Genomic DNA, 20,315 nt, shown 5'->3' on the forward strand with positions numbered 1-20,315 from the left:
ACACGGAGCCGCGGGGCGCCCCCGCGGCTGCTGACCGGCACAGTCTAGCGATCGGCGCCGGTGAGCCGTCCGTCGCGCTCGAGGGCAGCACCCAGCTGGAAGCGGGTGTCCACCCCGTACTGGTCCATCAGTGCCGCGACCCGTCGACGCACGGTGCGCAGACCGACGTGCAGGATGCGGGCGATCGCCTCGTCCTTCGTCCCGAGGGCGAGCATCCGCACCAACGCCTCGTCGGACCGACCGACCGGGGCCCCGACCTCCGGGGCCTGCTCCCAGAGCAGGCCGAACCAGGCGGCGAAGCAGCCCACGAGGGCCGGGTTGCGGATGAAGACGTACGGCGAGTGCGGATCGCCCCAGACCGAGAGCGTCACCACGGCCTCCTCGCCGAGGACGAGGAACTCCGTCCCCAGTCGGTCGGTGACGCGTTGTCGCTGGCCGGCCTCCCGACTGGCGGCGAGCCGGCTGCGCCCGAGCTCGGTCTCGAGCACGCCGGGATGGACGAGCGTGCGTTGCCGCTGCCCGTCGGCGGCGCGGGTGAGCTCGTTGCGGGCGTTGACGTGCTCGGTGCCCGCACCGACATCGATCGAGAGCACGACGTTGTCGACCCGGTCGACCCCTCCTGCGACGCGATCGATCATCGGAGCGGCCATCTCCGGGGTGAGCACCTGCACTCCCGGGTCGTCACCGAGGTCGATGTTGTGCATGCGGGCCCGCAGGGTCATCAGGGCATCACCGATATCGGCGAGTCGGCCACGCGACTCCTCCACGCGGGCCGCGTCCGCGGCGAGGTGGGCCTCGAGACGCCGCAGTGGCTCGTCGGAGTCGGACGTAGAGGACATGATTGGCAGGATAGTGCCACTGGCCATTCGATGCCTCAATTCGAGGGTGACGTACGGCATACTGGTCCTACGCGGGGGCGCCGCCGACGGTTTCAGGGGAGCTGTCACCGGCGCCCCCCTTACGCATTCCGGACACGGGACACCGGGCCGATGGCGAAGGGCGTCACGACCAGCAACGGTCGTGACGCCCTTCGTCGTGGTTTCGAGGTTTCGGCCGCGGCCGGCCTGCACACCTCAACCACCTTGGGTCGAGTCGCTATCCGAGCAGCTCCCGGGCCGCCTCCGCCGAGGAGTCGACGAGGAGGGTGCGGCAGCGCTGCTCCTCCTCGGTCTCCTCGATCTCGTCGGCCGCCTGGGACAGGGCCGCCAGGGCCCGCAGGAAGCCGCGGTTGGGTTCGTGCGACCAGGGCACCGGCCCCTGGCCCTTCCACCCGGAACGGCGCAGCGCGTCCAGCCCGCGGTGGTAGCCGGTGCGGGCGTAGGCATAGCCCTCGATGCTGCGGCCGGCGTCGAGCGACCGCTCGGCCAGGACGGCCCACGGCAGGGACGACGAAGGCAGGTCCGCCGCCACGGTCGTGGGGTCCTCGCCCGCGTCGATCCGCGCCGTGGCCGGGTCCTCGGGGAGCAGGGTCTCGGGGATGCTCAGCAGGTTGTCCATCATGCCTTCACCGACGTCCCCGCGGAGCGCAGGTTCTCGCAGGCCTCGACGACGCGGGCCGCCATCGACGCCTCCGCCTCCTTGCCCCAGGCCCGTGGGTCGTACTGCTTCTTGTTGCCGACCTCGCCGTCGATCTTCAGCACTCCGGTGTAGTTCTCCAGCATCCAGCCGGCGACCGGACGGGTGAAGGCGTACTGGGTGTCGGTGTCGACGTTCATCTTCACCACGCCGTAGTCGACCGCGTCGGCGATCTCCTGCGGGGACGACCCCGAGCCACCGTGGAAGACGAGGTCGAGCGGACGGCTACCGCCGTCCTTCCCGTACTTGTCGGTGACCGCGTCCTGGCACTCCTTGAGGATCTCCGGGCGGAGCTTGACGTTGCCCGGCTTGTACACGCCGTGCACGTTGCCGAAGGTCAGCGCGGCCATGTAGCGGCCCTTCTCGCCGAGCCCGAGCGCCTCGACCATGTCCAGGGTGTCGCCGGGGGTCGTGTAGAGCTTGTCGTTGATGTCGTTGGCGACACCGTCCTCCTCGCCGCCGACGACACCGATCTCGACCTCGAGGATGATGTCGGCCGCCGCGGCGAGCCCGAGCAGCTCCTGCGCGATGGACAGGTTCTCGTGCAGCTCCACGGCTGAGCCGTCCCACATGTGCGACTGGAAGATCGGCAGGCCGGTGGCATCGCGACGCTCCTTGCTTGCGGCGAGCAGCGGCCGCACGAAGCCGTCCAGCTTGTCCTTGGGGCAGTGGTCGGTGTGCAGCGCGATGTTGACGTCGTAGTTCTTCGCCACCTCCTGCGCGTATGCGGCGAGCGCGAGCGAGCCGGTGACCATGTCCTTGATCGTCGGGCCGGAGAGGTACTCACCACCACCGGTCGAGACCTGGACGATGCCATCGCTCCCGGCCTCGGCGAATCCGCGGATGGCGGCGTTGAGCGTCTGGCTCGAGGTCACGTTGATCGCGGGGTAGGCGAATGACCCGGCCTTCGCGCGGTCGAGCATGTCCCGATAGACGTCGGGAGTAGCGATGGGCATGACGGCCTCCTGGCGTACTGGGGTGGTCTTGTCGATGATCCTCGCAGATCATCGGTGGCCCGGGCGATGGGGCCGACTCCCCCGGCCCTGACCGGGAAGGATGCCCTGGACCGGGACACGACGCGGTCGGACTCAGATTTCCCGGCCAAGTGGTGGCTTCCCGGTCCGCCGGCCACGACGGCGGAGGCCCCGTTCACCGGCGCGAGCGCTGCCAGACGATGATCCGCTCCAACGCCTCACCGATCGCCTCGGGCCCGGCGGCGAGCGACAGTCGCACGCAGTGGGGGCCATCGACCGGGTCGAAGTCGGCGCCCGGTGTCACCGCCACCCCCGTCGCCTCCAGGAGCGCGGCCGCGTACTCACGGGCGTCGGTGAAGCCCGCGAGCTGGTCCCCCAGATCGGCCCAGTAGTAGAAGGCTCCATCGGCGGGCGCCGCTGCGCCCCAGCCGAGCTCGGGCGCGCGGGCCAGTAGCACCTCGCGCGCCTTCGCGAAGTCGACGAGGGCCGCCTCGCACTCCGCGTAGGTCTCCTGCGTGAAGGCTTCGACCGCCGCCTCCTGCGCCGCGGCCGGCGGGCACAGCGCGATGTTGCCGGCGAGCGCGTCGACTGCCGCCCGCAGGTCCTGCGGCACGAGCAGCCAGCCCAGGCGCCACCCGGTCATCCCCCAGTACTTGCTGAAGGAGGAGACGACGATGGCGTGCTCGTCGACCTCACGGGCGCAGACCCCCTTCGCGTCCGGGTTGTCGGGGTCGGCGTAGGTGACGCCGTGGTAGATCTCGTCGCTGACCAGGCGCACGTCGTGAGCTGCGCACCAGGCGGCGATCGCGGTCAGCTCACCACGGTCGACCATCGTGCCGGTGGGGTTGGCCGGGGAGGCGAGGACGAGCCCGGCCAGCGGCGCCTGCGTGTGGGCCGCCTCCAGCTGGGCGACGGTCGGCTGGTAGCGCTCGGCCGGGCCGGTCGGCAGGTCGACGACCTCGCAGCCCAGGCCGGCGAGGATGTTGCGGTAGGCCGGGTAACCGGGGCGGGCGAGCGCGACGCGGTCGCCGTGGTCGAAGGCGGCGAGGAAGGCCAGCACGAACCCGCCGGACGACCCCGTCGTCACCGCCACCTGCGCCGGGTCCAGGTCGAGGCCGTACCAGCGGGCGTAGTGCCCGGCGATGGCGGAGCGAAGGGGGGCGGTCCCCAGCGCAGGCGTGTAGCCCAGCGGCCGGCGCTCGGTGTGGATCCGGGCGGCTGCTGCGTGCACGGCGGCCGGAGCGCCTTGGCTCGGTTCACCCGCGCACAGCGAGATGACGTCACGACCCTCGGCGCGCATGGCCGCCACGCGCGCGAGCACGTCCATGACCTCGAAGGGGGCGACCTCGGAACGACGGGACGGTGCGGGGCTCATGGCTCGATCGTGGCAGCCTGCGCCAGCTGCTCGGTCAGTGGCCCGCCGCGAGCGCGCCGGCGAAGCCGAGCATCGCCGTACCGGTGCCGCCGTCGATCCCCCGACGCACCCGCACCCGCTGGATCGCGCCGCGGGCGAGCTGGGCGGCCAGGACGATCGCGACGAGCACGACCGCGCCCAGGGCGGTGAGCGTGAGGGCGTAGGCGATGAAGGTGGCGGTCCCGGCGCCCGCGGCGAGGAACTGGGGCAGCACCGCGAGGTTGAACAGCAGCACCTTGGGGTTGGTGATGTTGCACAGGAATCCGGTGGCGAGCGCCCGCCACGGACGCTCGACCGGCCCCTTCAGCTCGCCCACGGCCCAGGCACCCTCGCTGGCGAAGGCCGACCTCAGGGCGGTGACCCCGAGGTAGAGCAGGTAGGCGACGCCCACCCAGCGGATCGTCTGGAAGAGCGGCTCGATGTGCGCGACGACCCCTCCCAGACCCGCGGCGGCGAGCACACCCTGCACGACACCGGCCGCACAGATCCCGACGGCTGTCCATGCGCCGCGGACCCGGCCCCCCACGACCGAGCTGCGCAGGGTCAGCAGGGTGTCGGGTCCCGGCGCGACGGCCACGACGGCCGCGAACGCGACGAAGGTCAGGTACTGGCTCACCCGTCGATGGTACGGCCGCAGGGCCGGGTCCGACACCCTCTTCTCGGCCGGTCCGGGACTACCCCTCGCGCACGCCCTGGCCGAAGTGATGGCGCCGCACCCAGGCGTGCATCGCGATCGCCGCGGCCGCACCGGCGTTCATCGACCGGGTCGAGCCGAACTGGCTGATCTCCAGCACGTCGTCGCAGGCCGCGAGCATCTCCGGGGAGATCCCGGAGCCCTCCTGGCCGAAGACCAGGACGCAGTCGCGCGGCAGGTCGTAGGTCTCGATCGGCAGCGAGCCGGGGACGTTGTCGATGCCGATCAGGCGAAGGGGGGTCCCCCCTTCGCCCGCCGTCGCGGCCCACTCCACGAGGTCGGCGACGCACGGGTGGTGGTGCTCGACCTGGTAGCGGTCGGTGACCATGGCGCCGCGCCGGTTCCACCGCCGCTTGCCGACGATGTGGAATGCCGCCGCCCCCATCGCGTTGGCGGTGCGCACGACGGAGCCGATGTTGAAGTCGTGCTCCCAGTTCTCGATCGCGACGTGGAAGGCGTGCCGCCGGGAGGCGAGATCGGCGGTGATCGCCTCGTGCGAGAAGTACCGGTACCGGTCCTGCACGTTGCGCCGGTCGCCCTCACGCAGCAGCTCCGGGTCGAGTCGTGGGTCATCCGGCCACCGCCCCGACCACGGGCCGACACCGTGGCGCACAGGTGACGCTGAGGGAGCACCCTTAGCCTTGTCCTGATCATCCGGGGTGCCCACGAGCCACCACCGTAGACGCCACTGCCACTGAAAGGCCTCATGAACACGATCGTCGAGTGGGTCCTCGACCTGATGGAGCGGATCGGGGGCCCCGGCATCGCGCTGGGGATCCTGATGGAGAACGTCTTCCCGCCGATCCCGAGCGAGGTCATCCTGCCGCTCGCGGGCTTCACCGCCTCGCAGGGCAGGTACTCACCGGCCGAGGCGGTCCTGTGGGCGACGCTGGGCTCGGTCCTGGGCGCGATAGTGCTCTACGGCATCGGCGCCGCCCTGGGTCTGGACCGGCTGCGCCTGATCGCGAAGAAGATGCCGCTCGTGGACGTCGCGGACGTGGACAAGGCGGACACATGGTTCACCAAGCACGGGCCCAAGGCGGTCTTCTTCGGCCGCTTCATCCCGGGCGTGCGCAGCCTCATCTCCATCCCAGCGGGGATCGACCGCATGCCGATGACGACCTTCATCGGCTTCACGACGGCAGGGTCGCTGCTGTGGAACTCGCTCTTCGTCTGGATCGGCTACCAGCTCGGGGGGCGCTACCACCTCGTCGAGGAGTACATGGACCCGATCAGCAAGGTCGTCTACGTCCTGATCATCATCGCCGTGCTGGCCACCGTCGCGTGGATGGCCCGTCGCTCGATGCGTCGCCAACGGGACCCGGACGACGTCGTCGACCTCGACACGGACTGAGGACGAAGGGGGCGGATCCGGTCAGCGGGGCCCGTGGCCGAGGACGAGCGTGGCCAGCTGGGTGCGTGAGCGCACCCCGGTCTTGCGGTAGATCCGCGTCAGGCCGCCCTCGACGGTCTTGACACTCAGGTGCAGACGTTGGGCGATCTCGCGGTTGCTCGCGCCCTCGGCCACCAGGCCGGCGACCTGCTGCTCGGTGAGGGTGAGCATGGAGAGCGTGGTGTGCGGGTCCGTGGTGTCCGGCTCCTCGATCTCGAGGGTGTGCAGCGCGGCGCCCTCGGGGAAGCGCATCTGGACCCACTCGGCCCAGGGCACCGCGTGCAGCGGCCGCAGCACCTCACGGGCGCGGGCGGCGGCCTCGCGGCTGCGGCCACCCCGGCGGGCACGGCGCTCGATGTGCGCCAGGGTGACCAGGGAGCGGGCCAGCTCGATGGGCAGCCGGCACTCCTCGGCTGCCGCGATCGAGCGCGCGGCCAGGGTGCGTGCAGTGTCCAGGTCGCCACGGGCGGCGGCGATCTCGGCAGCGGCCCGGTCAGCGGCGGCAGCGACACCGGGCGCGCCCAGCCCGTCCTCGAGGGCGGCCCGCACCTCGGCGAGGAGTCCCTCGGCCTCGTCCGTCGCACCGATGGCCACCAGGGCCATCACGGCGTCGGTGTGCCACCGGACCGAGGTCAGGTCCCTGATCCCGGAGTCGGCGTCGATGCGGCGCAGCTCCCGATGGGCGGCGACGGCCCCCTCGGGGTCGTCGAGGTGCAGCAGTGCGAGGCCGAGATAGCCCAGGTGGCGGCGCAGGTAGCGCTGGTCGCGCTCGCTGCGCGCGAGGTCGACGCCGCGGGCGCTGACGGTCCGGGTGCGCTCGAAGGTACCGCCGACGCTCTCGGCGATCGCCTCGATGAACCACGTGGTCGCCATCGGGGTGTCGAAGTGCGTGGCCGCCCGCGTGGCCCGGCCGGCGAGCTCGAGCGCCTCGCGGCCGCGTCCCTGCCGGGCGACGACCTCGACGAGGGAGCGCAGGACGTGGACGGTGTCGAGGCCGGCGTCCGGGCCGACATCGGTGAGCATGTCGCCGAAGGCTGCTCTGGCACGGCGCAGGTCGTCGTCGTGCAGGGAGAAGCGTGCAGCGACGTAACGCGCCGAGGTGTGCACCTGGCCGGGCCTCGGGTCGCCCGCGATCTCGGCGGCCCGCTTGATCAGCCGCAGGGCGTCCGGGTCACCGAGGGTGCGCCCGGCTGCCGCCCCGACGGTCAGGGCGTCGACCTCCAGGTCGGTGCGTCCCGCGCGGCGCGCCAGCTCCACCGCGCGCCCGGCGACGTCCAGTGCCGCCCGCAGGTCCTGACTGCCCAGGAGGAGGCGGGCCCGTTGGAGGAGGACCCGGGCCTGCAGGGTCGGGTCCGCGCGGGACTCGTGCAGGGCGGCGACGAGGACCTCGTCCGGGGCCGGGTCCCCGAGCTCGACGAGGGCGAGCTTGGCGCGCACGGACAGGCTGGGCTCGGTCAGGTCGGCGGCGGCCCGGGTGGCGCGGTGCAGTACGCGCGTCTCCTTGCCGATGACGGCGTTCTCGAGGCTGAGGGTGAGCCACTCGTCCCGCTCCGGGGTTCCGGCGTCCGCGGCGAGGAGGTACAGCTGGGCGGCGAGGTCGTGCTCGCCCCTCGATGCGCACCCGGTGGCCGCGGTGGCGAGGTCGGCGGGGGTCGTCCCGGTGTCACCGGCGAGGGCGAGGTGGTAGCGGGTCAGACCCTCGCTGTCGGCGTGTGCCGCGAGCTCGCGGTGCAGTGCGATCAGCTCGTCGCTGTCGACGGACTCGAGCAGGACGTCACCGAGGACCTCAGGGGTGAGCCGCAGGTACTCGTCCTCGGTGACGACCAGGCCCAGCGCGCGCGCTGCCCGGATGCTCTCCGCGGCGGTCTCGCCGCCGAGGCGTCGCAGCGTCGCGGTCGTCGGCTGGTGCATCGCCGCGACTCGCCGCAGGGTCTGACGGACCGGCGCGCTCAGCTCGTGGACGCGCTCGCGCGCGAGGCTGCCCAGCTCGCGGGCAGCCAGCTCGGGAGTCAGGCCGTCGACGGCTGCGGCGATGTCGCGGGCCAGGCCGGGGTTGCCGCCGGACTCCCGGTGCGCCCACAGGGCGGTGTCGGTGGGCACGCCCTCGGCAGCGAGCAGCTCGACGGTGTCGGCCGCGGCGAAGGGCAGCAGGTCCACGTGCAGCAAGGACAGCTCGCGCGCGGCGACGGTGCGCGGGTGGCCGGTCGCGGGGTCGATCTCTGCCGGGCCGACCGCGGCGAGGGCGCCGAAGGTGCCGGGGCCCAAGGAACGGGAGGCTGCCGTCCGCAGCGCGGCGAGGCTCAGGGCGTCGATGTGCTGGGCGTCGTCGATGACCAGGACGAAGGGGGCAGCGGCGGCCTGGGCGGTGAGCAGCTCAGTGAGGGCATCCCCCAAGCGCTCCCGGGGGTCGTGGGCGGGCAGCGAGCGGGGGTCGAGCAGGAGGGAACGCATCCGCTCGGGGAGCTCATCGAGAGTGGCCTGCGGGAACCCGGCGGCGATGAGCGAGACGCCGTTGCCCGGCACGCCCCGCCGCTGCATCCGCACGCTGATCGCGTGCGGGACACCGGCGGCGACCGCCGCGAGGAAGGTGCTGCGTCCCATGCCCCGGGGGCCGTGGACGGCCACGGCCTGACCCTCCAGGACGCGGGCCGTCACCGACGCGATGAGGCGAGTACGACCGACCGGGTCGTTGGTGCCCGCCGGAAGATGCCGCACAGCCAGATTCAATGCACCCTCCTGCTCGATGTCGTGTCCCAAACGTAACCCGGCAACATGAACGCGGGAGGCTGGGACCCCTTCGTCGTGCCACCGGATGCCGTCGCGACGGCGGGGCGACGCGGTCAGCGCGGCGAGATGACCTCCATGCCGAGGAAGGGGCGCAGCGCCTCGGGCACGCGCACGGACCCGTCGGCCTGCTGGTGGTTCTCCAGCAGGGCGACGATCGGGCGGGTGCTCGTGATCGCGGTGCCGTTGAGCGTGGCGAGCGTCCGCGTGCCCGATCCCTGCGGGTCGCGCTCGCGGATGTCCAGCCGGCGCGCCTGGAAGGTCGTGCAGTTGCTCGTCGAGGTCAGCTCGCGGTACTTCTGCTGCGTCGGCACCCACGCCTCGCAGTCGTACTTGCGGCTCGCGGGCCCGCCGAGGTCCCCCGCGGCGACGTCGATGATCCGGTAGGGCAGCTCGAGGGCGTCGAGGACCCGGCGCTCGATGCGCAGCAGGTTCTCGTGCTCGGCCACCGCGTCCTCGGGCCGGCAGAAGACGAACATCTCGGTCTTCTGGAACTGGTGCACGCGGAAGATGCCGCGGGTGTCCTTGCCGTAGCTGCCGGCCTCCCGCCGGTAGCAGGTCGACGTCGCGGTGTAGCGCAGCGGGCCGTCGGTGAGGTCGAGGATCTCGTCGGCGTGGAACCCGGCGAGGGCCACTTCGGAGGTCCCGGTGAGGTAGAGGTCGTCGGCGGGCAGCCGGTAGACCTCGTCGTCGTGGGCGTCGAGGAAGCCGGCGCCGGCCATGGTCTCGGTGCGCACGAGGTTCGGCACGACGAGGGGGGTGAAGCCCTCCGCCACGGCGATCTGCTGCGCCAGGCCAGTCAGCGCCCACTCCAGGCGCGCACCGATCCCCGTGAGGTAGTAGAAGCGGCTGCCGCTGACCTTCGCCCCACGCTCCATGTCGATCGCCCCGAGCAGCTCGCCGAGCTCGAGGTGGTCCTTGGGCTCGAAGCCCTCCGCCGCGAAGTCGCGTGCGGTTCCGACCTCCTCGACGAGGTCGAAGTCGTCCTCGCCGCCCGCGGGGACGCCCGGCTGGATGACATTGCCGATGGAGCGAAGGGAGGTGTCCAGCTCCGCCTTCGCCGCCTCGGCTGCCGCCTCCAGCTCCTTGACGCGGGCCGACATCGCCGCGCCCTTCTCCCGCAGGTCGCTCGCCTGGGTCTCCAGGGCAGAGAGGTCGGCGCTGTCTGCGCTGTCCGAGTCGCTCTTGCGCAGCTTGGTCAACCGACCCATGACGGGGCCGAGCTCCTTGCTCGCGGCCTTCTGCTCCGCGCGGGCGGACTCGAAGACCCCGATCGCCGCGCGGCGCTGCTCGTCGGCGGTCAGGGCGGAGTCGACGAGGGACGGGTCCTCACCGCGGGCACGCTGGCTCGCTCGGACGGTGTCGGGCTGGTCGCGCAGGAACTTGAGGTCGATCACACCTCGCAGGGTATCGGCGATGGCGACCGGGGCCGCGCCCGCCGCAGCCACCTCGTCCCTCCCGACCCGGGGGGCAACCCTGCGGTAGCGTCACCGCCGTGTCTGATTGGACCCTGCTGGCCTTCGTCGTGGCCCTGAGCCTCCTGCTCATCGGCGTCTCCGTCGCCCTCGTGCTCATGGGCTCGGGTGTGCGTCGCGGGCGTGGCGTCCCGTCGCGCCCGGAGCGCAGCACCTTTCGGCGCAAGGGAGAGAAGCGGGCACCCCGACGGGCAGGGATCATCATCAACCCGACGAAGTTCGATGACGTCGCCGCCGTGCAGCTGGAGCTGACCGCTGCCAGCCGGGATCTCGGCTGGAACGAGCCGCTCTTCATCGAGACCACGATCGACGACCCGGGCACCGGCCAGACCCGACAGGCCATCGAGGAAGGCGTCGACGTCGTCTGCCCCCTCGGCGGTGACGGCACCATCCGAGCCGTGGCCGTCGCCCTGGCGGGTACCCGGACCCCGATGGGGCTGCTGCCCCGCGGCACCGGCAATCTGCTGGCCCGCAACCTCGACATCCCCTTCGGCGACCTCACGGAGGCACTCAAGGTCGCCTGCAGCGGGCGCAACAAGCCGATCGACGTCGGCTGGCTCGAGCTCGACCCGGTCGAGGAGCCGTCGACGCAGGACAAGGGCCAGGCCGAGGACCCGGTCGAGGGTCCACCCGTGGTGCGCCACCCCTTCCTCGTCATGGCCGGGATGGGGCTCGATGCGGAGATCATGGGCGGCACGAGCGAGGAGCTGAAGAACAGGGTCGGCTGGAGCGCCTACTTCGTCACCGGGGGCCGCAAGCTCTTCGTCAAGCGGTTCCGCGTGCGCTGGAGCATCGAGGGTCGGGAGCAGCCCGAGGTGCACGCCCGCACGATCCTCGTCGGCAACTGCGGCACCCTCCAGGGTGGTCTGCAGCTCCTGCCCGATGCCGCGTACGACGACGGCCGGCTCGACGCGGTCGTCGTGGCACCGAAGACCATCTTCGGCTGGGGCTCAGTCGCGGTGCGCGTCATCGGCCGCTCCCGCAAGGACGCTGCCGAGCTCATCCGCACCTCGGGCACGACCTACACCGTCGACGTCGACGAGCCGCGCTCGGTCCAGGTCGACGGCGACGTCATCGGCGAGGCCAGCCGCATGCGCCTGACTGTCGACAAGCAGGCGGTCATCGTCCGCGTCGCCGGCGCCGACCGAGCAGCCTGAGCAGCCGGGGATCGTGTGCCCCAGAGGGACTCCCGGCGACCGGGCCCCCGAAGGATCAGGCGGATCTGCGCCGGGAGTCCCTTTTGGGCACGGACCGGTCAGGGGAGGATGCGCTCGACCGCCTCGGTGACCAGCTCCTGCGGTGAGTGGCGTACGTCGAGCACGAAGCCGTGCTCGTCGGGCTCGAGGTCCTCGAGCGTGTCGAACTGCGACTGCAGCAGCGACTCGGGCATGAAGTGACCGCGGCGGCCCTCCATCCGGCCGGCGATGACCTCGAAGGGTCCGTGGACGTGCACGAAGACCACGCGGTGCCCGCCCGCGAGCGCGGCGACGTCCCGGCGCAGCACGTCACGATAGGAGCGCTTGAGGGCGGAGCAGGTGATGACGGTGTCGTCCTCGGCGGCAGCGTGCTCGGCCATCCACCCACCGAGGTCCCGCAGCCACGGGGCACGGTCCCGATCGTCCAGCGGGATGCCACGGGCCATCTTGTCGATGTTGGACTGCGGGTGGAACTCGTCCGCCTCCGCGAAGGTCCAGCCCAGCCGCTCGGCGACCCCCTCGGCGACGGTCGACTTGCCGCTGCCGGAGACGCCCATGACGACGACGTGCGTCGTCATCTCAGAACACCAGACTGAGCAGGAAGGCGAGCACGAAGCCGATGGTACCGATGAGGGTCTCCATGACGGTCCACGTCTTCAGGGTGGTCTTCTCGTCCATGCCGAGGAAGCGACCGACGAGCCAGAAGCCCGAGTCGTTGACGTGCGACAGGACGGTCGCGCCACCGGCGATCGCGATGACGACGAGCGTGAGGTCCATCGGGCTCAGCCCCGAGGTAGCCGCGATCGTCGGCGCCATCAGCCCGGCGGTCGTCGTCAGGGCGACGGTCGCGCTGCCCTGGGCCACGCGCAGGATCGCCGAGACGGCGAAGGCCGCGACGATGACCGGCAACCCCGTCTCCTGGAGCGTGCCGGCAAGGGCCTCGCCGATGCCGCTGGCGCGCAGCACGCCACCGAACATGCCACCGGCACCGGTGATGAGGATGATCGCGCAGACGGGGGCGAGGGAGTCGTTGAAGATCGTCTCGACGTCGGCTCTGGAGCGCCGGGGCCAGCCGAGGACGACGGTCGCGACGAGGGTGGTGATCAGCAGCGCGATCGGTGTCTTGCCGATGACCTGGAGCGCAGCGACCCAGGTCGCGTCGCCGTCGACCGTGCCGGTCGTGGCCAGGGTGTTCAGCCCGGTGTCGATGAAGATCAGCAGCATCGGCAGCAGCAGGACGGTGAGCACGAGGCCGAAGGAGGGCAGGTTGACGTCGGGGCGGTCCTGGGCAGGTGCACCCTCGGTGGGCCCGTCCGCGCCGGAGAGGAAGTCCGGGACGTCGACCATGTACCGGCTGCCGGCCCACACGCCGTAGAGGTAGGACGCCAGGTACCAGGTCGGCAGGCCCACGAGCAGGCCGACGAAGAGCAGCAGGCCGATGTTCGCGCCCACGAGGTCGGCGGCGGCGACCGGCCCGGGGTGGGGCGGCACAAAGGCGTGCATCACGGCGAAGGCACCGGCGGCCGGGAAGGCATAGCGGATCACGGACCCGCCGAATCGTCGGGCCACGCTGAAGATGATCGGCAGCATGACGACGAGGCCGGCGTCGAAGAAGATCGGGAAGCCGAAGAGCAGGGAGGCGACACCCAGGGCGAGTGGGGCCCGGTCCTCGCCGAAGCGCCCGATGAGGGTGTCAGCCAGAACCTGCGCGCCGCCGGTCACCTCGAGCAGCCGGCCGATCATCGCGCCGAGACCGACGAGCAGCGCGACCGAGGCGAGTGTCGAGCCGAAGCCGTCGGTCATCACCGTCACGATGTCGCCCGGAGCGATCTTCGTCGCGAGCGCGGTCAGGAAGCTGACGAGGACCAGCGCCACGAAGGCGTGGATCCGCAAGCGGACGATCAGCAGCAGCAGGAGGGCGACGGCAGCAGCGGCGATGGCGAGCAGGACGCCCGAGCCGTAGGCCGGCTCCGGGGCTGCATCCGCGACGAGAAGCATCAGTGGTCCTTCGTGGGCGGGGCGGCCGATTCCGGCCGGTGACGCCATATCGTGGCAAAGGTATGCTTAATTGACAAGGTGTGACCCGGCCAACGCCGCCCAGCATTGGCGGCCGCCCTGGGCTCTGCCACAATCCGCGGCATGGGGAATGAGCGCACCGGCGGGTTGCACCACAGCGTGCTGGCCCGGGTCGGGTCCGATCTCACCCACGCTCGAATCGTCCCGGGCGACGTGCTGTCGATGGAGCAGATCGAGGAGCGCTACACGGTCTCCCGCACGGTCGTTCGCGAAGTCGTCAAGGTCCTCGAGTCGGTCGGGGTGGTCACCTCCCGCCGCCGCGTCGGCGTGACGTTCCGGCCGGAGAGCGCGTGGGAGGCGCTGAGCCCGCTCATCATCCACTGGCGCCTCGAGGGCCCGCAGCGCCTGGAGCAGCTGCGCGAGGTCAGCGAGCTGCGCCGAGGCATCGAGCCACAGGCCGCTCGGTTGGCCGCAGAGCGCGCCGGCGAGGACGAGGTGCGGCAGTTGCGGGACGCCGCGCAGGGCATGGTCGACACCGGTCCCAGAGGCGACCTGCAGGCCTACCTGGCGCACGACATCGACTTCCACCGCGGCCTGCTGGCCGCCTCCGGCAACACTCTGCTGGTCAGCTTCGCCCCCTTCGTCGAGGAGGCGCTGCGCGGGCGCACCGACCATGACCTGATGCCCGAGGTCCCTGCGCAGCGGGCCATCGACTGGCACGTCGAGGTCGCCGCCGCCGTCGCCGACGGCCGGGCCGAGCTCGCGGAGGAGACGATGCGACTCATCGTCTCCGAGGCGCAGCAGGCGATGGACGAGCTGGCCGGGGACTGACCGCCCGTCAGCGCTGGGACGGCTGCGCTGCGAGGTCGTGGTCCTGCGACCGCAGAAGTGATGCCGCCGCGCCATCGAGCAGAACGGTGACGTGCGGGTGCTGCTGCAGTGCCGTCACCGGGCACTCGGCGTTGACCCTCCCCTCGACGAGCTCGCGGACGGCCTGCGCCTTGTGCTCACCCGTGGCGATGAGGACCAGGTGCTTCGCCTCGAGGATCGTGCCGATCCCCTGGGTGAGGCAGTGCTGCGGCACGGCATCGACGTCGCCGCCGAAGAACCGGGCGTTGTCACGTCGGGTCTGCTCGGTCAGCGCCGCCTCGCGGGTGCGGGATGCGGCGGGGGAACCGGGCTCGTTGAAGGCGATGTGGCCGTTGCCCCCGACGCCGAGGATCTGCACGTCGATGCCACCGGCAGCAGCGATGCGTTCCTCGTAGGCGGCACAGCTCGACCGGGCGTCCGCGGCGCTGCAGTCGAGGCCGCCGACGTGGGCGCTGTCGATGTCGACGAGCCGGACGAAGTCGCGCTCGATCACCGCGCGGTACGACTCGGGGTGATCGGCGGGCAACCCGAGGTACTCGTCCAGGAGGAAGGCCCGGCACCGGCGCAGGCTCAACTCGCCGGCAGCAACCCGCCGGCCCAGCTCCCGGTAGACCCGAAGGGGGCTGGACCCCGTGGCCAGACCCAGCACCGCTGTCGGGTCGGCGAGGACGTGCTCGGCGACCGCGTCGGCGCCCAGCATCGCGATCCGCTCGAGGTCGGACGAGATGATGATCTCCATCCGGGGACCCTAGCGCTGCTCACCGGCGGTGATCGGCGTGGGCCCCGTCCGTGTCGGCGCAGCCCTCGTCCGATCAGCCCAGCAGACCGGCCCGCTCGATGATGACGGCCAGCTGCGCGCGGGAGCCCACGCCGAGCTTGGTCTCGGCACTACGCAGATGCGTCTTGATCGTCGACTCGGCGAGGTGCAGCTGGGCCGCCGCCATCGCCGTCGTCGCCCCGTCGGCGAGCCGGACACAGATCTCGCGCTCCCGCTCGCTGAGTGCCGCGACCAGCCGGGCCGCCTGCTCGCGACGCCCACCCGCGTCGCCATTGCGCACGTGGGTGACCACGTGCTGCGCCGACTGCGGGGAGAAGGGGGCGTGGCCCGCAGCCGCGTCCCGCACGGCCCGGGTGATCTCGTCCGGGCCGGCCGTCTTGAGCAGGAAGCCGTTGGCGCCGGCCTGCACGGCCTTCAGCGGCAGATCGTCCAGGTCCCAGGTGGTCAGCAGCACGACCTTGGGGGACGGGTCGAGTCGCCGGATCTCCCGGGTGGTGCTGATGCCGTCGAGCTCGCCCATCCGGTAGTCGAGGAGCACGACGTCGGGTCGATGGGCGTGGATCGCCGGTACGGCCTCCTCCCCGGAGCCGACGTCGGCGACGACGAGCAGGTCCGGGGACGCCTCGAGCATCAGCCGCAACCCGGAGCGCAGCAGCGGGTCGTCGTCGACGAGGAGAACCCGGATGGGGGTGTCGGTCATGGTGTGGTCCCTTCGGTCGCCGTGGTGAAGCGCCACGGCAGCCGCACCGCCGTGCGCAGCACGCCTTCGTCATCGACGTGCACGTGCGCCTCGCCGCCCGCCGCGGTGACCCGCTCGTCCAGGCCGATGAGGCCGTTGCCCTTGACCAGGGGGGCGACGTGGCGGCTGTGGTTGGCGGCCTCGATGGTCACCCCGTGGTCGGGACGGGCCTGTACGACCAGCCGGACCCCGGCCCCCGGGGCGTGGCGGCGGGCGTTGGTCAGCAGCTCCTGGACCACGCGGTAGGCGGTCTGGCCGAGTGCCGGGTCGAGAGTCGCGGCGCCGTCGATCATCACGGTGGCCACGAGGTGCATGCCGTGGGCGATGGTCTCGTCCACCAGGGCCGGGATCGCGTCCAGGCCGGGGACGGCCTCGGCCAGGTCCGGGTCGTCGGGGCGGCGCAGCACCTCCAGCAGCGAACGCAGGTCGGCAGAGGTCTGGGCTGCGGACTCCCGCACGAGGGTGGCCGACCCGGACAGCCGGTCGTCCCGGTCTCGGGTCTGGGCCTCGAGCGCGCCGGCATGGATCGAGAGCAGGGACAGCCGGTGGCCGATCACGTCGTGGACCTCGCGGGCGATGCGCTCACGCTCCGCCTGACGGGCGACCTCGCCGGTCAGCTCGGCCGCGACCACCCGATGACCCTCCTCCGACGCCTGGCTCTGCGACAGCTCTCGCCGCAGCCATCCGATCCCGACGAAGGCCACCATGACGACGACGGTGATGATCACCGGCGCCCACCACTCGAAGGCGCCCATGACAGCGCCCTCCTCGCTGGAGAACCAGATCCACCAGAAGGATCCGTGCGAGGACGTCCCGCGGGTGTCCCGCCACGTGGCGGCGAAGGTCGCGGCGGCGACCAAGGCGGTGCTCGCGGCAACAGTGCGCCAGCTGCACCGGATCCACACCTGCAGCAGCGCCACCAGGGCCACGAGCGGGTCGAGCGGGGTCAGGAGCGTCGCGACCGAGGCGACGGCTGCGATCTGCCACGGCCAGCGACGGCGCCACCAGAGCAGGACGATGAGTGCGAGGCCGAGGATCCACAGGAGGACCCACCAGTCGCCGGAGACCGCATCGGGGACCCTGCCGGCCTCGCGGTCGGCACGGGCCTCCCCGGCATCTACGGCAAAGGTGACGCTGCCAAGAGCGGCGAGGGTCCACAGCACCGAGCGCCACCACGTGGCGCGGGCCCACCCCTTCGCCCTGTCCGTCAGGTCCATGGCCCGCATCGTATGGCCGTCCGGGGACAGCCGGCTCCTCCCTTTGGTCATCGAGGTCCAACCGTTCGGTCGAGGCCGACCACCCTCGCCGAGCGGTTGTATCTGCGGTGACACCGAACGACGACGCAGGAGAGACGAACATGAGCCAGCAGCCCCCGCAGCCGCCCCAGTGGCAGCCCACCAACCCGCCCGTCCCCGAGGTCCGGCAGAGCTGGTTCGCCCGGCACAAGGTCCTGTCGCTCGTGCTCGGGATCGTTTTCGTGGTCGTCCTCGTGTGCTGCGGCGCCGGCGCCCTCGGTATGGGCGGCGACGACTCGTCCACCAGCGCGAGCACCGAGTCCGCACAAGCACCGAAGACCTCGCAGAGCACGCCGGAGAGCGAGGCGGCCACCGAGGAGACTCCCGCCGAGGAGGCAGCGGAAGAGCCGCAGGAGGCACCGGCCGAGGACGAGCCCGAGGCCGAGCCGGAGATGACCACCGAGCAGGAGAACGCGGTCCGCTCAGCGCAGGACTACCTGGAGTTCATGCCCTTCTCCAAGCAGGGCTTGGTCGACCAGCTCTCCTCGTCGGCGGGCGATGGCTACCCCAAGGACGTGGCGCAGTTCGCCGTGGAGCACATCGAGTCGGACGTCGACTGGAACGAGCAGGCCGTCAAGGCCGCGGAGAGCTACCTGGACCTCATGGCCTTCTCCCGCTCGGGCCTGATCGAGCAGCTGACCTCGGACGCCGGTGACGGGTACACGAAGGAGCAGGCCGAGCACGCAGCCGACCAGGTCGGCCTGTAGAGACCTCCGGGGGGAGGAGCGAAGGGGGTGGCTGCGGCCACCCCCTTCGTGCTGCCCCGACCCGGTCGGTCACCAGCCCTGTGGCAGGTGCACACCGAGGTGGTACTCCGGCTGGAGAACCCGAGGGCCGTGGACATCGACCACGCCGTCGAGGCCCACGCCCACATGCTCGACCAGCTCGAGGCGGGGGACGTCGAGGCCTACCGGGCGGCCGTCATCGCGCACTACCGGCCACTACTGCGGGTCATCGAGTCCACAGGCGTCGAGATGGCACCCGCCGACTGAGCCTCTCGTCAGTCGGGCTGACCAGCGACGGCAACCCGTCTGGACTTGGTCACCCCACTGGCGTCCCACGCAGCCAGGGGGACGATCCCCACCGAGCGGTTGTCATGATCGAGGACGTGACCGATCCGCTTGCGGGAGGCGATGTGCACAATGGTCTCACCCACGATGACGTCCGGGAACTGGTTGACCACCAGATTCTCCAGCTGACGGATCTCGGCCACGTTGGCCAACCACATCGTCGACAGCAGGTTGTACGAGCCTGTGACCGCTGCGGCCAGCCGACACGATCCCAAGGACGTGAGGAAGTCACCCACCCGATCCAGCTGTGCCGTCGGCACCCGGAAGAGATAGGTCACCGAGATCATCGGCCGAGCCATCTGCGTCGCCATCTCACAACGCAGGCTGATCGTCTGCGAGGCGACCAGCCAGCCGATGCGTCGCTTGGCCGTGGGAGCCGTGGTCCCGCACCGGACAGCCAGCTGCGCCAAGCTGATCCGCCCGTCCAGCGTGAGCTCACCGATGATCCGGCGGTCCAGTCCGTCGAGTCGGTGCCGTTCGGCCCGGCCGACACGCTCCGAGGTGGGAGCGCTCAAGCGGGTGACCTGCTCGGAGTCGAGGGAACCCACCCGCCATCGGGTCCCACCCGCATAGACGGACGTGTTGACCATGGACGTCACCTGCTCCACTCCCGGCAACCCCGGGAGACGCTCCCCGACGTATTCACGAAGGTGACTGATGTCCGGCGTGAGCACGTCCAGGAGAAGGTGAGTGCTGCCCATCGTCGTGTCCAGGGTCGCCACCGTGGGCTCGTCAATCAGCCTGCGCGCGAGGGCCTCCTGGTCGCCTGCCCGACATCTCAGCAGCACGAAGCCGACACCACCGTCCCTCAACAGGTTCCGGCCGGGCCCCACGCCCACCCAGGCCAGACCGCGCTCCCGCAACGACTTCCAGTGCTTGGCGACCGTGGCCGCGCTCACCCCCAGAGGTCGAGCGAGCTCCGCCCACTCCGCCCGTGGTCGCAACTGCAGAGCGTGGATCAGCCCAAGACCGAATTCGTCTATCGGTTTCGATGTGGTCATTCAGCCACCTCTCAACATTCGATTTCGATGAATTCCAGACCAATAGGCGTGAGTACCCATACTTTCAGAACGACCACCTGGCCGGACCCTCGCCGGCCCCACCACTTCGATGGAGCAGCCAATGATGCCTGTCCGCACCCCCCGCACCCTGTCCATCGTCGGCGTCGCGTTGAGCGCGTCGTTGGCGGTCAGCGCCTGCGGTGCCGTCTCATCGGTCGACACCGCAGCCGAGAACACCTCGCCCTCCGACACGAACAGCGGGTCGGATCTGACCGATCTCGTCCCGGAGGACATCCGGTCCAAGGGCGTGATCACCGTGGGCACCGACCCCACCTACCCGCCCTTCGAGGAACTCGACGCCCAGGAGAACATCGTCGGCCTCGACCCCGACCTGCTCAACGCGATCGGCGAGAAGCTCGACATCGACGTGCAGTTCACCAAGGCGAGCTTCGACTCGATCATCCCGGGCCTGACCTCCGGTCGCTACGACATGGCGATGTCAGCCATGACCGATACACCCGAACGACAGGAGCAGGTCGACTTCGTCGACTACTTCATGGGTCTGGGCGTCATCGTCATGAAGGACGGCGACGAGATGGCGGACAAGTCGGATGACAGCCACCTGTGCGGGGAGTCGGTCGGCATCCAGACGGGCACCATCCAGGCCGACCGGATCGAGGTGCTCAACGCCGACTGCAAGAAGGCCGACGACAAGCCCATCGATGTTCACAACTTCGCCTCGGTGCAACAGGCGGCGCTGGGCATGACATCCGGCCGGATCGACTACGTGATGACCAACAACGTCAACGGCGCCAACATGGTTGAGGCCAACAAGGGGAAGTTCGTCACGATCAACGATGGCGTCCCGGGCAAGCCCGCCTTGATGGTCTTCGACAAGGAGAGCCAGGAGCTTCGCGATGCCGTGGAGGCGGGCCTGCAGGCCGTGATCGATGACGGCACGTACGCCGATCTGATGGCGGAGTACGGCCTCGAGGACGGCATGGTGGACAAGGCCATGATCAATGCGGGAAGCGACTGATC

At 71.0% G+C, this 20,315-nt stretch carries 20 protein-coding genes; 6 read left to right on the forward strand and 14 right to left on the reverse strand.

Annotation, left to right across the window (positions count from 1 at the left end):
- Positions 1–44: 44 nt before the first annotated feature.
- The 6 genes from BJY20_RS07120 to BJY20_RS07145 form a co-directional block, all read right to left on the reverse strand.
- Positions 45–839, reverse strand: coding sequence for a helix-turn-helix transcriptional regulator (locus BJY20_RS07120; RefSeq protein ID WP_185990887.1), 795 nt, complete (start codon positions 837–839; stop codon positions 45–47).
- A gap of 256 nt (positions 840–1,095) precedes the next feature.
- Positions 1,096–1,500: a DUF3151 domain-containing protein gene (locus BJY20_RS07125; protein ID WP_185990888.1), complete on the reverse strand. Its 405-nt coding sequence runs from the start codon at positions 1,498–1,500 to the stop codon at positions 1,096–1,098.
- Positions 1,497–2,531 (reverse strand): class II fructose-bisphosphate aldolase, encoded by a 1,035-nt coding sequence (gene fbaA / locus BJY20_RS07130; protein ID WP_185990889.1) that lies wholly within the window; start codon positions 2,529–2,531, stop codon positions 1,497–1,499. Before fbaA ends, BJY20_RS07125 begins: the two co-directional genes overlap by 4 nt.
- 193 nt (positions 2,532–2,724) lie before the next feature.
- Entirely contained in the window at positions 2,725–3,924 is a 1,200-nt protein-coding gene (locus tag BJY20_RS07135) for a pyridoxal phosphate-dependent aminotransferase (protein ID WP_185990890.1), read from the reverse strand.
- A 34-nt stretch (positions 3,925–3,958) separates the two neighbouring features.
- Positions 3,959–4,579: a LysE family transporter gene (locus BJY20_RS07140; RefSeq protein ID WP_185990891.1), complete on the reverse strand. Its 621-nt coding sequence runs from the start codon at positions 4,577–4,579 to the stop codon at positions 3,959–3,961.
- Positions 4,580–4,637: 58 nt separating this feature from the next.
- A complete protein-coding gene (locus BJY20_RS07145; RefSeq protein WP_185990892.1) occupies positions 4,638–5,270 on the reverse strand; it encodes a TrmH family RNA methyltransferase in 633 nt (210 codons plus the stop codon).
- A 93-nt stretch (positions 5,271–5,363) separates the two neighbouring features.
- Here BJY20_RS07145 and BJY20_RS07150 point away from each other — a divergent pair, with 93 nt between their 5' ends.
- Positions 5,364–6,011 (forward strand): DedA family protein, encoded by a 648-nt coding sequence (locus tag BJY20_RS07150; RefSeq protein WP_185990893.1) that lies wholly within the window; start codon positions 5,364–5,366, stop codon positions 6,009–6,011.
- 21 nt (positions 6,012–6,032) lie between these two features.
- Here the strand turns inward: BJY20_RS07150 and BJY20_RS07155 are convergent, their stop codons facing one another.
- Together BJY20_RS07155 and serS are read right to left on the reverse strand one after the other, a co-directional pair.
- The gene (locus BJY20_RS07155; protein ID WP_185990894.1) at positions 6,033–8,765 is read right to left on the reverse strand and encodes an AAA family ATPase; all 2,733 of its coding nucleotides are present in this window, start codon (positions 8,763–8,765) and stop codon (positions 6,033–6,035) included.
- A 125-nt stretch (positions 8,766–8,890) separates the two neighbouring features.
- The gene (serS, locus tag BJY20_RS07160) at positions 8,891–10,231 is read right to left on the reverse strand and encodes a serine--tRNA ligase (RefSeq protein WP_185990895.1); all 1,341 of its coding nucleotides are present in this window, start codon (positions 10,229–10,231) and stop codon (positions 8,891–8,893) included.
- A 98-nt stretch (positions 10,232–10,329) separates the two neighbouring features.
- On the opposite strand from serS, the gene BJY20_RS07165 reads away from it, so the two are divergent.
- Positions 10,330–11,466, forward strand: a complete 1,137-nt coding sequence (locus BJY20_RS07165) for a diacylglycerol kinase family protein (protein WP_221935260.1) — start codon at positions 10,330–10,332, stop codon at positions 11,464–11,466.
- A 98-nt stretch (positions 11,467–11,564) separates the two neighbouring features.
- Here the strand turns inward: BJY20_RS07165 and BJY20_RS07170 are convergent, their stop codons facing one another.
- Both BJY20_RS07170 and BJY20_RS07175 read right to left on the reverse strand, forming a co-directional pair.
- Positions 11,565–12,083: a gluconokinase gene (locus tag BJY20_RS07170; RefSeq protein WP_185990896.1), complete on the reverse strand. Its 519-nt coding sequence runs from the start codon at positions 12,081–12,083 to the stop codon at positions 11,565–11,567.
- A 1-nt stretch (position 12,084) separates the two neighbouring features.
- Complete coding sequence (locus tag BJY20_RS07175; RefSeq protein WP_185990897.1) at positions 12,085–13,503, reverse strand: GntP family permease; 1,419 nt, start codon at positions 13,501–13,503, stop codon at positions 12,085–12,087.
- Positions 13,504–13,644: 141 nt separating this feature from the next.
- Between BJY20_RS07175 and BJY20_RS07180 the strand changes: the two genes are divergently transcribed.
- Positions 13,645–14,352 (forward strand): FadR/GntR family transcriptional regulator, encoded by a 708-nt coding sequence (locus tag BJY20_RS07180; protein ID WP_185990898.1) that lies wholly within the window; start codon positions 13,645–13,647, stop codon positions 14,350–14,352.
- 7 nt (positions 14,353–14,359) lie between these two features.
- Here the strand turns inward: BJY20_RS07180 and nagB are convergent, their stop codons facing one another.
- The 3 genes from nagB to BJY20_RS07195 form a co-directional block, all read right to left on the reverse strand.
- Positions 14,360–15,130 (reverse strand): glucosamine-6-phosphate deaminase, encoded by a 771-nt coding sequence (nagB, locus tag BJY20_RS07185; protein ID WP_185990899.1) that lies wholly within the window; start codon positions 15,128–15,130, stop codon positions 14,360–14,362.
- A 73-nt stretch (positions 15,131–15,203) separates the two neighbouring features.
- A complete protein-coding gene (locus BJY20_RS07190; protein ID WP_185990900.1) occupies positions 15,204–15,869 on the reverse strand; it encodes a response regulator in 666 nt (221 codons plus the stop codon).
- Positions 15,866–17,125: a sensor histidine kinase gene (locus tag BJY20_RS07195; protein ID WP_185990901.1), complete on the reverse strand. Its 1,260-nt coding sequence runs from the start codon at positions 17,123–17,125 to the stop codon at positions 15,866–15,868. Before BJY20_RS07195 ends, BJY20_RS07190 begins: the two co-directional genes overlap by 4 nt.
- Before the next feature lie 140 nt (positions 17,126–17,265).
- Between BJY20_RS07195 and BJY20_RS07200 the strand changes: the two genes are divergently transcribed.
- Together BJY20_RS07200 and BJY20_RS07205 are read left to right on the forward strand one after the other, a co-directional pair.
- Positions 17,266–17,910, forward strand: a complete 645-nt coding sequence (locus tag BJY20_RS07200) for an Ltp family lipoprotein (RefSeq protein ID WP_185990902.1) — start codon at positions 17,266–17,268, stop codon at positions 17,908–17,910.
- Positions 17,911–17,937: 27 nt separating this feature from the next.
- Complete coding sequence (locus tag BJY20_RS07205; RefSeq protein WP_185990903.1) at positions 17,938–18,195, forward strand: hypothetical protein; 258 nt, start codon at positions 17,938–17,940, stop codon at positions 18,193–18,195.
- Positions 18,196–18,203: 8 nt separating this feature from the next.
- On the opposite strand, the gene BJY20_RS07210 is transcribed toward BJY20_RS07205, so the two are convergent.
- Complete coding sequence (locus BJY20_RS07210) at positions 18,204–19,274, reverse strand: Lrp/AsnC family transcriptional regulator (protein ID WP_185990904.1); 1,071 nt, start codon at positions 19,272–19,274, stop codon at positions 18,204–18,206.
- Between the two features lie 124 nt (positions 19,275–19,398).
- On the opposite strand from BJY20_RS07210, the gene BJY20_RS07215 reads away from it, so the two are divergent.
- Positions 19,399–20,313, forward strand: coding sequence for an ABC transporter substrate-binding protein (locus tag BJY20_RS07215; protein WP_185990905.1), 915 nt, complete (start codon positions 19,399–19,401; stop codon positions 20,311–20,313).
- Positions 20,314–20,315: the final 2 nt, after the last annotated feature.

It is taken from the genome of Janibacter cremeus (assembly GCF_013409205.1).
GTDB classification, from domain to species: Bacteria; Actinomycetota; Actinomycetes; order Actinomycetales; family Dermatophilaceae; genus Janibacter; species Janibacter cremeus.